The following is a 14,421-nucleotide window of genomic DNA, read 5'->3' as shown; positions in this document are numbered from 1 at the left end:
TGGCCCATGGAGAAGGCCATGGAGAACCCGGTCGAGGGCCCCGGCGCGGGCCGGGCCGGGAACCGGATCGTCGTCGGCGGCGCGCTCGTCCACCGGGGCCGGGTGCTGGCCGCCCGCCGCAGCGCACCGGCCGAGGTGGCCGGCCGCTGGGAGTTCCCCGGCGGCAAGGCCGAGCCCGGCGAGACCGAGACGCAGGCGCTGGAGCGCGAGCTGCTGGAGGAACTGGGCGTCCGGGCGAAGGCGCTGGAGCGGCTGCCCGGTGCGTGGCTCGTCCGGCCCGGCCTGGAGCTGCGTTTCTGGGCCGCCGAGCTGCTCTCCGGTGACCCGAGGCCGCTGGAGGACCACGACGAACTCCGCTGGCTGGGCCCGGCCGAGCTCGCCGACGTCGACTGGATCGACCACGACCGTGAGGTCCTCCCGCACATCGCCCGCCTGCTGACGGCCTGACCGGCCGGACCTGCCCGACCACCGCCACCATCCCCGCCACCACCCCCGTCCCCGCCTCCGCTGCCCCGTCGACGCGCCGGATGCCGCGTAGGTCAATCGGAAAAGACGACCTGGTCGCCGGGATAGCCTGGGCTCTGCTGGGTATGTCGCTTTTTGGCACTATTCGTCACCATCGGTGAGCCGCCCCCAGCCGGCGACGCCGATCCCGACCAGAGCCGGAGGCCCCGTCGGTGTCGAATACCGGTAACGGCGGCGGGGGAGCACGGCGTACGGGCGCTGGCGGGAGCGCAGCCGCTCGCGCCCGGCTGCGCCGTGGCGTGCGCCCGGCGGCGCCTCCGCCGCCCGCCGGCCGCCGCCGGAGCGACGGCGCCGTCCCCGAGACCCCTCAGCAGTCGACGCCGGCGCCGTCCCCGGTGGTGTCCGGCACCCCGTCGCGGGCGGGTGCCCGCAGCCGGCCCGGCCGGCCGTTCCCGGGCGGTCCCGGCGACCAGGGCGGCCCCGGCGGGCACTCCGGCGGCAACCTCTTCGACGTCGTCAAGGTCGCCATCGCGATCCTGGACACCGCGGGCCGGGTGGTGCTCTGGTCCCCGGCCGCCGAGGAACTGCTCGGCTGGCCGAACGAGCTGCTGGTCGGCCGCCGGATCGACGACCTGATCCCGGACGAGGACCAGGTCGCCCGGATCCGTGCCGCGATCCAGGACACCCTGCGGCACGGCCGCTGGGCCGGTCTCGCCGAGCTGCGCGACCGGGACGGCGCCGCCGTCACCGTCGACGCCCGGATCTCCCTGCTGGTGGACGGCGACGGCACCCCGTTCCTCCAGGTCAACATGGCCGAGGCGGGGGCCGTCCGGGCCGTCGAGCGCGACCTCGCCGTCCGTGACGCGCTGTTCGAGCAGTCCCCGCTGGGGATCGCCATCATGGACACCGACCTGCGCTACACCGCCGTCAACCAGACCCTCGCCGAGATGAACGGCGTCGCTCTCGAGGACCATGTCGGCCGCACCACCGGCGAGACGCTGCCCGAGCGGGCCGCCGACGAGATCACCGCCATCCAGCGCCAGGTGCTCGCCACCGGCGAGCCGGTCATCGACGTCACGCTGGCCGCGCCCGTCACCGCCCGGGCCGGCTACCGCTCGATCTCCTACAACCGGATGACCGACCGGGCCGGCCGGGTGCTCGGCATCTCCGGCACCGTGATGGACGTGACCGAGCGGTACCGGGCGGTCGCCAAGGTCGAGCACGCCCGCCGCCGGCTCTCGCTGCTCAACGAGTTCGGCTCCCGGGTCGGCGACCTCCTGGACGCCTCCCGGATCGCCCAGGAGCTGGCCAGCGCCGTCGTCCCGAGGCTCACCGACCACTCCGCGGTGATCCTGCTCCAGGCCGTCGCCCACGGGGACGACCTGCCCCGGCACGGCCACGACCGCCGCACCTCGCTGCTCCAGCTGGGCACCGCCTCCGTCCAGGACGGCCCCGAGGTGGAGGTGATGCTCAGACGCGGGGCCCGGATCACCTTCGCCGAGGACTCCGCCTGCGGCCGGGTGCTGCGCACCGGCGTTCCCGAGCTGCTCTCCGGCGCCGACCAGCTGAGTGACGTGACCTACCCGGGCGACCCGAAGATGCAGGCCGCCCACGACCTGGGCGTGCACTCGATGCTGGTGGTGCCGCTGCGAGCCCGGGGGATCGTGATCGGCCTGCTGCTGGTCAGCCGGGCCGGCTACCGGGAGGGCTTCGACCGCGACGACCTGGCCTTCACGGTCGAGCTGGCCGACCGGGCCGGCAGCTCCCTGGACAACGCCCGGCTGTACGCCCGCGAGCGCACCGCCGCGCTGACCCTGCAGCGCACCCTGCTCCCGCAGCAGGTCCCGCAGCCGACCGGCGTCGAGGTCGCCTACCGGTACGTGCCCGGCAGCAGCGGCACCGAGGTCGGCGGCGACTGGTTCGACGTCATCCCGCTGCCCGGCGACCGCACCGCGCTGGTGGTCGGCGACGTGATGGGCCACGGTCTGCGGGCCGCCGCCACCATGGGCCGGCTGCGCACCGCCGTCCGGGTGCTGGCCGCTCTCGACCTGCCGCCGGACGTCCTGCTGCGGCACGTCCACGAGCTGGCCGACGACCTCGCCCAGGGACCGGACGAGGCGCTGCTGGCCACCTGCATCTACGCCGTGTTCGACCCGGCGACGGCCCGGCTGACGGTGGCCAAGGCGGGCCACATCCCGCCGGTGCTGATCGTGCCGGCCGACGAGTCCGACGAGCCGACCCGGACCGGCGGCCCGCTGCCCGGCGGCACCGGCCGGATCCTCGACCTGCCCTCCGGCGCCCCGCTCGGCGTCGGCGGCGTCCCGTTCGAGTCCGTCGAGCTGAAGATCCCCGAGGGCAGCCTGCTCGCCCTCTGCACCGACGGCCTGGTGGAGTCCCGGGACAAGGACCTGGACGTCGGCCTCGGCCGGCTGCTCGTCGTCCTCGAACAGTCGTACGCCTCCATCCAGGCGGCCTGCGAGGCGGTGCTGGACACCATGGAGCAGGGCCGCGAACCGGACGACGTGGCGCTGCTGCTCGCCCGGCTCGGCCACGGTCAGGCCGGCACCCCGACCGCCGGCTGGACCCTGCCCGCGGAGCCCACCGCCGTCTCCCGGGCCCGCCGGCTGGTCCGGGCCACGCTCGTCGAATGGGGCGTCGAGGAGCTCACCGACATCACGGAACTGCTGGTCAGCGAGCTGGTCACGAACTCCGTCCGGTATGCGAGCGCACCCATCGGAGTACGGTTGACGCTCGGCGAGACGCTGCTGGTCGAGATCTCCGACCCGCTGCCCGACCCGCCCCGCGAGCGCCACGCGGAGGAGGCGGACGAGGGCGGGCGGGGGCTGGAGCTCGTGCGCCGGCTCGCGCTCCGCTGGGGCGCCCGGGCGGAGGGTATGGGCAAGGTTGTCTGGTTTGAGCAGGCCCTGCCGGGTAATGAGCCCGACGAGCCGGGAGCCGAGTAGGACGCGAGTAGAACGGGGCCGCATATGCCAGCAGGGGGCCGGGGGGAGCGCGCACTCCGGCAGGGGGCGCGGGCGTGGCATTGTGGTTGCGCGGGCGGTAGGACAAAAACCTTCGCCCGATCTGATGTTGTGATGTTGAGGGCGTGTGAACGTACCCCTCGATGATGAATACTCGGTCTTCTCGACATCCGGACGGTCGCGGGTTGGAGGGGTCGGTCCGTTGAACAGCACCCCGGCGCGGAATGCGCCGAGCAGCAGCGGTCATGCCGCTGTGCCCGGGCAGGCCGGGTCCTCCCACCTGCCCGGTCCCGTGGCGGCGCCCGCCGCGGGGTCCCCCGGCCGTGCCCCGGCGGCCCGGCCGATGGCCGACGCCCACCACTGGGGCGCCGGCGACCCGGGCTCGATCTACGACTACATCCGCGTCGCCACCTTCACGATCGGCCCCGACGGCCGGATCAGCCAGTGGAGCGGGCGCGCCGCCGACTTCTTCGGCCTGCCCGCCGCCGAGGCGGTCGGCGCCGACCCGATCACCACCTTCGTCCCGCGCGAGCTCTGGCAGCGCGGCCGCGCCCGGCTGGAGCGCACGCTGGCCGGTGAGGAGTGGGTCGGCACCACCCCCTACCGGGACGCGGCCGGCCGCGAGGGCCTCGCCGAGCTCTACCTCATGCCCGACAGCGCGCTGCCCACCGCCGGCGCCACCTGTCTCGCCGTCGACCTCGGCCGGCTGCGCCGGATCGAGACCGACCTCGCCGCCTCCGAGGCGGTCTTCGGCCAGACCCCGACCGGCTTCATCCTCTTCGACGACCGGGTCCGCCTCCAGCGCGTCAACGAGGCCTTCGCCTCCGGCCTGGGCCTGACCCCCACCGACCTCGAAGGCCTCACCCCGCACGACCTCTTCCCGCCGTCCGAGGCCGACCGCCTCACCGCGGCCCTGCGCAAGGTCCTCGCCACCGGCGAGCCCGTCTTCGACCTGCGCTTCCACTCCACCGTCCCCACCCGCGAGGGCAACCGGCTCTGGGCCGTCTCGCTCTACCGGCTGAACGGCTCGGCTGGCCAGCCGATGGGCGTCGCCGGCCAGGTCTCCGACGTCACCAGCCGGCACGTCGCCGAGCGCGAGGCCGACGGCGTCCGCCGCAACCTCGCCCTGCTCAACGAGGCCAGCGCCCACATCGGCTCCACCCTCGACCTGGAGACCACCGCGAAGGAACTGCTGGACGTCGTCGTCCCGCCGTTCTGCGACCTCGCCACCGTGGACCTCTACACCGCGCTGCTCTCCGGCGAGACCGTTCCCAGCGCCGGCCGACTCGGCGACACCGTGCTCACCGACGGCAGCGGCGAACTGCGCCGGGTCGCCGTCTCCAGCGTGGTCGGCGGCGCCTCCTCGGTCCTCGGCTCGGTCACCGGCCTGCCGATCGCCGAGCCCGGCGGCACCCTTTGCTACCCGCGCCGCTCCCCGCACGCCCGGGCGCTGCGCACCGGCCGCAGCGTCGTCCCCGACCCCGGGCCGGACCCGCTGCTGCGCTCCACCCTGATCGTCCCGCTGGTCGCCCGCGACCAGGTGCTCGGCCTGGTCCAGCTGTCCCGCGCGATCGGCAGCGAGCCCTTCGACGCCAGGGACGTCGCGATCGCCGAGGAGCTCGTCGCCCGGGCCGCCGTCTGCATCGACAACGCCCGGCTCTACCGCCGCGAGCACGAGCGCGCCCTGATCCTCCAGCGCAGCCTGCTGCCCCCGGGCAACCCGGCCGCCAGCGGCCTGGAGATCGCCTGCCGCTACCTGCCCAGCAACAACAACACCGAGGTCGGCGGCGACTGGTTCGACGTCATCCAGCTGCCCGGCAACCGCACCGCCCTGGTCATCGGCGACGTCATGGGCCGCGGCCTGCGCGCCGCCGTCGCCATGGGCCAGCTGCGCACCGCCGTCCGCACCCTCGCCATGCTCGACCTCGAACCGGCCGAGGTGCTCACCGCCCTCGACGAGATCGCCCGCGGCCTCGGCGACGACTCCGCGCCGCCCGTCGGCCCGCCCACCCCGTACGGCCGGCTCACCTCGACGGCCGACGAGGAGGCCCGCGAGGTCTACCTGGCCACCTGCGTCTACGCGGTCTACGACGCCGTCACCCGGCGCTGTGTGTTCGCCAACGCCGGCCACCTGCCGCCCGTCCTGCTCAGCCCCGGCGAGAGCGCCCGGATGCTGGACGTGCCGCCCGGTCTGCCCCTGGGCGTCGGCGGCGAGCCGTTCGAGGAGGTCGAGCTGACCCTCCCGGACGGCGCCGTGCTCGGCCTCTACACCGACGGCCTGGTGGAGAGCCGCAAGCACCAGCTGGACGAGGGCCTGCGCGCCTTCCGCACCGCGCTGTCGGCCGAGGGCAAGGGCCTGGAAGACCTCTGCGACCATGTGCTCGGCGAGCTCAACCCGCACCACGGCGAGGACGACATCGCCCTGCTGATGGCCAGGGTGCACGCCTTCCCCGAGGACGCGGTCGGCAACTGGTTCCTCCCGCCCGAGCCGACCTCCGTCGCCAAGGCCCGCGAGCTGGCCTGCAGCTGGCTGCTGGCGCGCGGCCTGGAGGAGCTGGTCGACACCACCGAGCTGCTGGTCAGCGAGCTGGTGACGAACGCGCTGCGGCACGGCCGGGGCGAGATCCGGCTGCGGCTGCTGCGCGACCGGAACATGGTCTGCGAGGTCTGGGACGACGGCTACGCCCAGCCGCGCCAGCGGCGCGCCCAGGAGACCGACGAGGGCGGCCGCGGCCTCCAGCTGGTCAGCCTGCTGGCCGAGCGCTGGGGCAGCCGGCGCACCCCCAAGGGCAAGATCGTCTGGTTCGAGCTGTCGCTCTGACCCCCGGGCCACCGCACCCGGGCGCTTCGGCTGTCCGGGTGCAGTAGCCCGCCGGCCCGCCGTGTCGGCGGGCCGGGCCGCCCCCGGACGGCGTTCCATGGCCGCCATGCGCGCCCGCCAGCTCACCGCCGCAGCCGCCGCGCTGCTGCTCGCCACCAGCACCCTGGCCGCCTGCACCGGCGACCGGGCACCCGCCCCCGCGCCGGCCCCGGTGCCGGCCCCGCCCACCATCACCACCGGTGACGTCCGCCCGTACGACCGGGACACCGTCCGGGACGGCGGCACGCTGCGCTGGGCGGTGGACGCCGTCCCGGCCACGCTCAACGTCTACCAGCCGGCCGCGACCGCCGACTCGGCGCTGCTCGCCCACGCCCTGTACCCCTCGCTGTTCCGGCCCGACGAGCACGGCCGGCCGGTCGCCGACCCGGACTACCTGGTGGCCGCGGAGTCCACCCCGCCGGGGCGGCGGCCGCAGGTGATCACCTACCGGCTCAACCCGAAGGCCGTCTGGAGCGACGGCACCCCGTTCTCGGCGGCCGACTTCACCGCCCAGCGGGCCGCGCTCTCCGGTCCCGACACCGCGTACACCAGCACCCGCCCGGCCGGATACGGCTTGATCGACTCGATCGAGCAGGGAGCCGACCCGGCCGAGGTCAAGGTCGTCCTCCGGCAGCCGTACGCCGACTGGCGGGCGCTGTTCAGTCCCCTCTACCCCGCGGCCCGGACGGCCACCGCGACCGCCTTCAACCAGCCGCTGACGGGCACGGGGCAGGTGACGGCGGGGCCGTACGCGGTGGCCGGCTACGACCCCGAGGGCGGGCGGGTCACCCTGGGGCGCAACCCGCTCTGGTGGGGCGACCCGGCGAAGGCGGACCGGATCGACTTCCTGGCCGCGCCGCCCGAGCAGCGGCTGGACGGGCTCGACCAGGACCGGCTGGACATCGCGCCGCTCACCGCCGCGGTCGACCGGGCCGGCGTCCTGTCGGGCGCTTCCCCCGATGCTTCGCCCAGCGCTTCCCCCACCGTTTCCGGCACGGCCACCCCCACCCCCGCCGCCGCGCCGCCCGCCGCCGTACCGGAGGCCGCCGTCCGGGAGCTGCGGCGGGCGGAGGCGCTGCCCGGCGTCACCGTGCACCGGGCCGCCGCGCCCTCGCTCACCCAGCTCACCCTCAACGCCGCCCACGAGCCGCTCACCGACCCGGCCGTCCGCGCCGCCCTCGGTCTGGCCGTCGACCGGCGGCGGATCGCCGATGCCGCGCTCACCCCGCTCGGCCTGGTCGCCGCACCGCTCGGCAGCCACCTCCTCACCGCCGACCAGGACGGCTACCGCGACAACGGGCCCGCCGCCGCCCCGGCGGACGTGAGCCGGCTCCTGGACGAGGCGGGCTGGCGGCGTCCCACGGACGACGGCACCCGGACCAAGGACGGCAAGGACCTCGCCCTCACCCTGCTGATCCCGGCGGGCTCCGCCACCGCCCTGCGCACCGCCGACGCGCTGACCGCCGACCTGGCCGAGTCCGGCATCGCCGTCCGGCCGGTGACGGCGCCCGCCGAGACCTTCGTCCAGGACCACCTGGCCACCGGCGACTACGAGCTCGCCGTTTTCTCCTGGCCGGCCGGTTCGAACCCGGCCACCGAGCAGCGCCCGGTCTACGCCAAGCCCCGGCCCGACCCGGACGGCGTCCTGGAGGCCGGCACCAACTTCGCCCGCGCCGGTACCGAGGAGATCGACCGGCTCTTCGACCGCGCTGCCGCCGAGCTCGACCTCGACGCCCGTCTCGCCCTGCTCCAGGAGGCCGACACCCGGATCTGGCAGCTCGGTCACTCCGTCCCCCTCTACCAGCGGCCCGACCTGGTGGGTGTCCGGTCCGGCGTCGTGGGCGCCGGGGCGTGGGGCTTCGGGTGGCCGCGCTTCCAGGACATCGGCTGGGCCGGCGGGGAGCAGAGCCCCGAGGCCACTCCGTCCGCGTGGTGAAGCGCGGTGAGGACGGGGTGATCCACTTGTGATCTTGATCCCGCCCGACCTGCCCGTTTCGGCCCACCTGGGTGGTTCCCCGTACGATAGGAGGAAGCCGTGGCATGTCCTGCCCGGCGGGTGGACCGGTAGTAGCAGGCGGAACGGGCGGCGGCGATCAACAGGGATCGCCGGTCAGCGTCTCGCGGCCGGGCGCCGAAACCCACGATTCCGGGAGAATCAGCCAGGCATGCCCACGCGCAACGACATCCGTAACGTCGCCATCGTCGCCCACGTCGACCACGGCAAGACCACTCTGGTCGACGCCATGCTGAAGCAGGCCGGCGCCTTCGCCGCCCACCAGCAGCTCGACGACCGCATGATGGACTCCAACGACCTGGAGCGCGAGAAGGGCATCACCATTCTCGCGAAGAACACCGCCGTCAAGTACCACCCCAAGGACGGCGGGGCTCCCATCACCATCAACATCATCGACACCCCGGGCCACGCCGACTTCGGTGGCGAGGTCGAGCGCGGTCTGTCCATGGTGGACGCCGTCGTCCTGCTGGTCGACGCCTCCGAGGGCCCGCTGCCGCAGACCCGCTTCGTGCTCCGCAAGGCGCTCACCGCGCGCCTGCCCGTCATCCTCTGCATCAACAAGACGGACCGCCCGGACTCCCGGATCGACGAGGTCATCAACGAGACCTACGACCTGTTCCTGGACCTGGACGCCGACGAGGACCAGATCGAGTTCCCGATCGTCTACGCCTGTGCGCGTGACGGCGTGGCCTCGCTGACCAAGCCGGAGGACGGCACCGTCCCGGCCGACAGCGACAGCCTGGAGCCGTTCTTCTCCACCCTGCTGGAGCACGTCCCGGCCCCGACCTACGACGCCGAGGCCCCGCTCCAGGCGCACGTCACCAACCTGGACGCCGACAACTTCCTCGGCCGTATCGCGCTGCTCCGCGTCGAGCAGGGCGAGCTGCGCAAGGGCCAGACCGTGGCCTGGATCAAGCGGGACGGCTCGATCTCCAACGTCCGCATCTCCGAGCTGCTGATGACCGAGGCGCTCACCCGCAAGCCGGCCGAGGTGGCGGGCCCGGGTGACATCTGCGCCGTCGCCGGCATCCCGGAGATCATGATCGGTGAGACCCTCGCCGACACCGAGAACCCGATCGCGCTGCCGCTGATCACGGTGGACGAGCCGGCCATCTCGATGACCATCGGCACCAACACCTCGCCGCTGGTCGGCCGTGGTGGCAGCGGCAAGGGCGCGGACGCCAAGTCCGCGGTCAAGGACCGCAAGGTCACCGCGCGCCAGGTGAAGGACCGCCTGGACCGCGAGCTGATCGGTAACGTCTCGCTGCGCGTGCTGGACACCGAGCGCCCGGACGCCTGGGAGGTGCAGGGCCGTGGTGAGCTGGCGCTGGCCATCCTGATCGAGACCATGCGCCGCGAGGGCTTCGAGCTGACCGTCGGCAAGCCGCAGGTGGTCACCAAGGAGGTCAACGGCAAGACCCACGAGCCGGTCGAGCGCCTGACGGTGGACGTGCCGGAGGAGCACATGGGCGCGGTCACGCAGCTCATGGGCGTCCGCAAGGGCCGGATGGACAACATGTCCAACCACGGCTCCGGCTGGGTCCGGATGGAGTTCGTCGTGCCGTCCCGCGGCCTGATCGGCTTCCGTACCGAGTTCCTGACCAGCACCCGCGGTACCGGCATCGCGCACTCGATCCACGAGGGCCACGAGCCGTGGTTCGGCACGCTGACGACCCGCAACAACGGCTCGCTGGTGGCCGACCGGGCCGGCGTGGTCACCGCCTTCGCGATGACCAACCTGCAGGAGCGCGGTGTGCTCTTCTGCGACCCGGGCACCGAGGTGTACGAGGGCATGATCGTCGGCGAGAACTCGCGCGCCGACGACATGGACGTCAACATCACCAAGGAGAAGAAGCTCACCAACATGCGTTCCTCGAACGCCGATGTGGCTGAGTCGATCGTCCCGCCGCGCAAGCTCTCGCTGGAGCAGTCGCTGGAGTTCTGCCGCGAGGACGAGTGCATCGAGGTGACCCCGGAGACCGTCCGTATCCGCAAGCTCGTCCTGGACCAGAAGGACCGCGGCCGCACCGCCTCGCGCGCCAAGAAGTCGTGATCTGTTCGGTCTGATCGGGCCTTTGGCCGGAAACGATCGCCCCCCTCTCCACCGGAGAGGGGGGCGATCGTTTTTCACTACTCCACGCTGTCGACGCGCGTATAAACGGAATAGCGCTTAACACCGCAAGGTGTCCGCTGAGCGAACGTGACAGTCCGTCATTCATGACGACTGTCCGTTTAATGCCTGTCTGGCTATGTCTCTTATGTCCGGTTTTCGAAACTTACTGACCGTTCATGTGACCTAATTGAGATCGGCATTGGTCACTTTCGTGTCCGTGCGTGACGGATAGTGGGTGCAGTCAGGCTCGGGTCAAGGGTTAACGCGCAGGGGTGCGCGCCGAAACCACGAGCGCGGACGGCATGGCGGACCGGTGACAACCGCCCGCCTGCTCTCCTCGTTGGAAAGTCGAATTCAGGAGGCATCCCCCATGCGCGGTGCAACCCAGACCAAGTGGATCGTCGCGGCGACCGCTATCGCCCTCGCGGCGACCGCTTGCAGCACCAGCTCGAAGAGCAGTGACAGCAAGGCGGGCGCGTCCGCCGGCGGCACGATCGCCGTCGAGCTCGGCGAGCCGCAGCACGGTCTGGTGCCGCAGAACACCGCGGAGTCCGAGGGCTCCGAGGTGCTCAACGCGGTCTTCGCCGGCCTGGTCGACTACGACCGCAAGACCAACGCCCCGAAGCTGCGCGTGGCCGAGTCGATCGAGTCCACCGACAGCAAGGTCTGGACGATCAAGCTGAAGGACGGCTACACCTTCCACAACGGTGAGAAGGTGACCGCCAAGTCCTTCGTGGACGCCTGGAACTACGGCGCCAACCAGGACAACGCCCAGGAGAGCCTGCCCTTCTTCAGCAAGATCGAGGGCTCCGAGGAGCTGGCCCCGGGCAAGGACAAGAAGCCCTCCGCCAAGGAGCTCAAGGGCCTGAAGGTCGTCGACGACAAGACCTTCACCGTCACCCTGTCGGCGCCGTTCTCGCAGTTCAAGACGATGCTCGGGTACAACGCGTTCTACCCGCTGCCCACGGCGTTCTTCAACGACCCGAAGGCGTTCGGCGAGAAGCCGATCGGCAACGGCCCGTTCGAGATGGACGGCGCCTGGGAGCACAACAAGCAGATCAAGGTCAAGCGCTTCGAGAACTTCCCGAGCTCTGACACCAAGGCGAAGCTCGCCGGCGTGACCTTCAAGATCTACGACAACCTGGACACCGCGTACAACGACCTGCGCGCCGACAACATCCAGGCCACCGACAAGCTGCCGATCTCGGCCATGTCGACCGTCAAGAACGAGTTCGGCGACCGCTACATCTACAAGCCCGAGTCGGGCGTCGGCTACATCGGCTTCCCGATCGCCACCAACCCGGAGACCTACGGCAAGCCGGAGATCCGCAAGGCGATCTCGATGGCGATCGACCGGGAGGCGATCACCAAGACGATCTTCTCGGGCACCCGCGTCCCGGCCGACGACTTCGTCAACCCGCTGGTCAACGGCTACCGCAAGGGCGCCATGGGCGACGCGGCCAAGTACGACCCGGTCAAGGCCAAGGAGCTCTTCACCCAGGCCAACGGTGTTCCGAACAACACCATCGAGCTGGGCTACAACGCGGACGGCGGCCACAAGGAGTGGATCGAGGCCGTCGGCAACCAGCTGAAGAAGAACCTGGGCGTCGAGGTCACCTTCAAGCCGTTCGAGAAGTTCGGCAAGATCCTGGACGCGCTGGGCGACAAGCAGTACTCCGGCGCCTTCCGCATGGCCTGGTCGATGGACTACCCGTCGATCGAGAACTACCTGCGCCCGATCTTCTCCAAGGTCGCCATCGACAACGGCTCGAACTACGGCGGTTACGTCAACGAGCAGTTCGAGACCCTGCTGAGCCAGGCCGACCAGGCGAAGACGGAGGAGGAGGGCCTCAAGCTGTACCAGCAGGCCGATGACGTCCTGATCCAGGACCTCCCGTACATCCCGGTGTACACCTACATGTCCTCCGCCGCGTACACCAAGAAGATCAAGAACTTCGACACCGACGCCCAGGGTCACATGAACCTGGCCGAGGTCGAGCTGGCCTGATCTGTAATCAGACGATCGGGGGCGGGCGGACCGGACTACAGTCCGGGTCCTCCCGCCTCCCTTCCTTGTCCGAAAGTATGGAGGTCTGATGGGCCGCTATGTCATCCGCCGACTGATACAGGCGATCCCTGTGCTGATCGGTGCGACGTTCCTGATCTACTGGCTGGTCTTCAGCCTGCCCGGCGACCCGGTGCAGGCGCTGGCCGGCGAGAAGCGCGCCGACCCGATCGTCGCGGAGATGATCCGCAACAAGTACCACCTGAACGACCCTTTCCTGCTCCAGTACTGGGAGTACATGAAGGGCGTCTTCCAGGGGGACCTGGGCGAGAGCCTGACCGGTCGCTCGGTGAGCGAGATGATCGGTGACGCCTTCCCGTACACCGTGAACCTCGCCCTGGTCGCCTTCGTCTTCGAGGCGGTCATCGGTGTGCTGGCCGGTGTGATGGCGGCCCTGCGCAAGGGCAAGTTCCTGGACCAGCTGGTGCTCATCAGCACCCTGCTGGTCATCTCGATCCCGGTCTTCGTCACCGGCTTCATGCTCCAGCTGGTGCTGGGCGTCAAGCTGAAGACCGACTACGGCATCGACTTCTTCTCGGTCTCGTTCAACGAGGACGACGGTCTGCGCGCCTACCTGCTGCCGGCCTTCGTGCTCGCCTCGATGTCGCTGGCGTACGTGGCCCGACTGACCCGCACCAGCCTGATGGAGACCATGCGCGCGGACTACGTCCGCACCGCGGTCGCCAAGGGCCTGAAGCGGCGCCGGGTGATCGGCCGCCACGCGCTGCGCAACGCGCTGATCCCGATCATCACCTTCCTCGGCGCCGACCTCGGTGGCCTGATGGGCGGTGCGGTGATCACCGAGAGGATCTTCAACATCCACGGCATCGGCGGCCTCCTGGCCCAGGCCGTGTACCAGAAGCAGGGCACGATCATCGTCGGCGTCGTCACGCTGCTGGTGCTGGTCTACCTGGTCACGACCCTGTTCGTGGACATGCTGTACGCCGTTCTGGACCCGAGGATCCGCTATGCCTGACACCATCACCAAGGGCACCGAGGCCCCGTCCGACGACAACAGGCCGAAGGCCGCGCCGGCGAAGAAGGAGAAGCCGGAGCGCGTTGCCAGCCTCTGGTCGGACGCGCTGAGCGACCTGCGCCGCAACCCGGTCTTCATCATCGGCGCGGTGCTGGTGCTCTGCCTGCTGGTGATCGCCGCCGTCCCGCAGTGGTTCACCGACGGCAGCCCGTTCGCGGGCGGTGCCTGCAACCTGGACGACTCGCTCAAGCGCCCGAGCGCCGAGCACTGGTTCGGCTTCGACGTCCAGGGCTGCGACATCTACACCCGGACGCTCTGGGGTGCCCGCAACTCGATCATCGTCGGCGTCCTGACCACCCTGCTCGTCACCCTTGTCGGCTCCCTGCTCGGCCTGGTGGCCGGCTGGAAGGGCGGCATCGTCGACAGCATCCTGTCCCGCTTCACCGAGATCTTCTTCTCGATCCCGCTGCTGCTCGGCGGCATGCTGATCATGTCGGTGCTCAAGACCGGTAACGCCTACACCGTCTCGCTGGTGATGGCCGTGCTGGGCTGGCCGCAGATCTTCCGCATCATGCGCGCCTCGGTGATCTCCAACAAGCACAACGACTACGTGATGGCGGCCCGCGCGCTCGGGGCCGGCAGCGGCCGGATCACCTTCCGGCACATCCTGCCGAACGCCATCGCGCCGGTGATCGTCATCGCGGCGATCAGCCTGGGTGTCTACATCGGTGCCGAGGCCGCGCTGTCCTACCTGGGCATCGGTGTCCAGTCCCCGGAGATCTCCTGGGGTCTGATGATCAGCGACGCCCAGCCCCGCTTCCTGAACGCGCCGCACGTGCTGCTCTTCCCGGCCGCCGTGCTGAGCATCACCGTGCTGGCCTTCATCATGCTCGGCGACGCGGTGCGCGACGCCCTCGACCCGAAGCTCCGCTGAGAGAAGAGGTGAC

At 71.3% G+C, this 14,421-nt stretch carries 8 protein-coding genes; all 8 read left to right on the top strand.

Annotation, left to right across the window (positions count from 1 at the left end; genetic code table 11):
• Positions 1–6: 6 nt before the first annotated feature.
• Positions 7–447, top strand: a complete 441-nt coding sequence (locus tag ACIQIB_RS09780) for an NUDIX domain-containing protein (RefSeq protein WP_400659983.1) — start codon at positions 7–9, stop codon at positions 445–447.
• A 416-nt stretch (positions 448–863) separates the two neighbouring features.
• Complete coding sequence (locus ACIQIB_RS09775) at positions 864–3,428, top strand: SpoIIE family protein phosphatase (protein ID WP_363607467.1); 2,565 nt, start codon at positions 864–866, stop codon at positions 3,426–3,428.
• Positions 3,429–3,789: 361 nt separating this feature from the next.
• On the top strand, positions 3,790–6,267 hold the full coding sequence (locus tag ACIQIB_RS09770) for a SpoIIE family protein phosphatase (RefSeq protein WP_363607468.1): 2,478 nt from the start codon (positions 3,790–3,792) through the stop codon (positions 6,265–6,267).
• 106 nt (positions 6,268–6,373) lie between these two features.
• A complete protein-coding gene (locus tag ACIQIB_RS09765; RefSeq protein WP_400757455.1) occupies positions 6,374–8,242 on the top strand; it encodes an ABC transporter family substrate-binding protein in 1,869 nt (622 codons plus the stop codon).
• Positions 8,243–8,471: 229 nt separating this feature from the next.
• Positions 8,472–10,373, top strand: coding sequence for a translational GTPase TypA (gene typA / locus ACIQIB_RS09760; RefSeq protein WP_363607470.1), 1,902 nt, complete (start codon positions 8,472–8,474; stop codon positions 10,371–10,373).
• A gap of 430 nt (positions 10,374–10,803) precedes the next feature.
• A complete protein-coding gene (locus tag ACIQIB_RS09755) occupies positions 10,804–12,441 on the top strand; it encodes an ABC transporter substrate-binding protein (RefSeq protein WP_400757454.1) in 1,638 nt (545 codons plus the stop codon).
• 88 nt (positions 12,442–12,529) lie between these two features.
• A complete protein-coding gene (locus ACIQIB_RS09750; RefSeq protein ID WP_400757452.1) occupies positions 12,530–13,474 on the top strand; it encodes an ABC transporter permease in 945 nt (314 codons plus the stop codon).
• A complete protein-coding gene (locus ACIQIB_RS09745; RefSeq protein ID WP_400757451.1) occupies positions 13,467–14,408 on the top strand; it encodes an ABC transporter permease in 942 nt (313 codons plus the stop codon). Before ACIQIB_RS09750 ends, ACIQIB_RS09745 begins: the two co-directional genes overlap by 8 nt.
• Positions 14,409–14,421 lie beyond the last annotated feature (13 nt).

Origin of the sequence: Kitasatospora sp. NPDC092286, from assembly GCF_044755565.1 — a bacterium.
GTDB lineage: Bacteria > Actinomycetota > Actinomycetes > Streptomycetales > Streptomycetaceae > Kitasatospora.
The sequence above is the reverse complement of the archived record's forward strand: the minus strand, read 5'-3'. Positions and strand labels throughout refer to the sequence as shown.

What these genes read in the sequence shown, in the direction of transcription:
- ACIQIB_RS09780 (WP_400659983.1), top strand. Translation starts at nt 7, where the DNA reads ATGGAGAAGGCCATGGAGAACCCGGTCGAGGGCCCCGGCGCGGGCCGG.
- ACIQIB_RS09765 (WP_400757455.1), top strand. Translation starts at nt 6,374, where the DNA reads ATGCGCGCCCGCCAGCTCACCGCCGCAGCCGCCGCGCTGCTGCTCGCC.
- ACIQIB_RS09770 (WP_363607468.1), top strand. Translation starts at nt 3,790, where the DNA reads ATGGCCGACGCCCACCACTGGGGCGCCGGCGACCCGGGCTCGATCTAC.
- ACIQIB_RS09745 (WP_400757451.1), top strand. Translation starts at nt 13,467, where the DNA reads ATGCCTGACACCATCACCAAGGGCACCGAGGCCCCGTCCGACGACAAC.
- ACIQIB_RS09755 (WP_400757454.1), top strand. Translation starts at nt 10,804, where the DNA reads ATGCGCGGTGCAACCCAGACCAAGTGGATCGTCGCGGCGACCGCTATC.
- typA (WP_363607470.1), top strand. Translation starts at nt 8,472, where the DNA reads ATGCCCACGCGCAACGACATCCGTAACGTCGCCATCGTCGCCCACGTC.
- ACIQIB_RS09750 (WP_400757452.1), top strand. Translation starts at nt 12,530, where the DNA reads ATGGGCCGCTATGTCATCCGCCGACTGATACAGGCGATCCCTGTGCTG.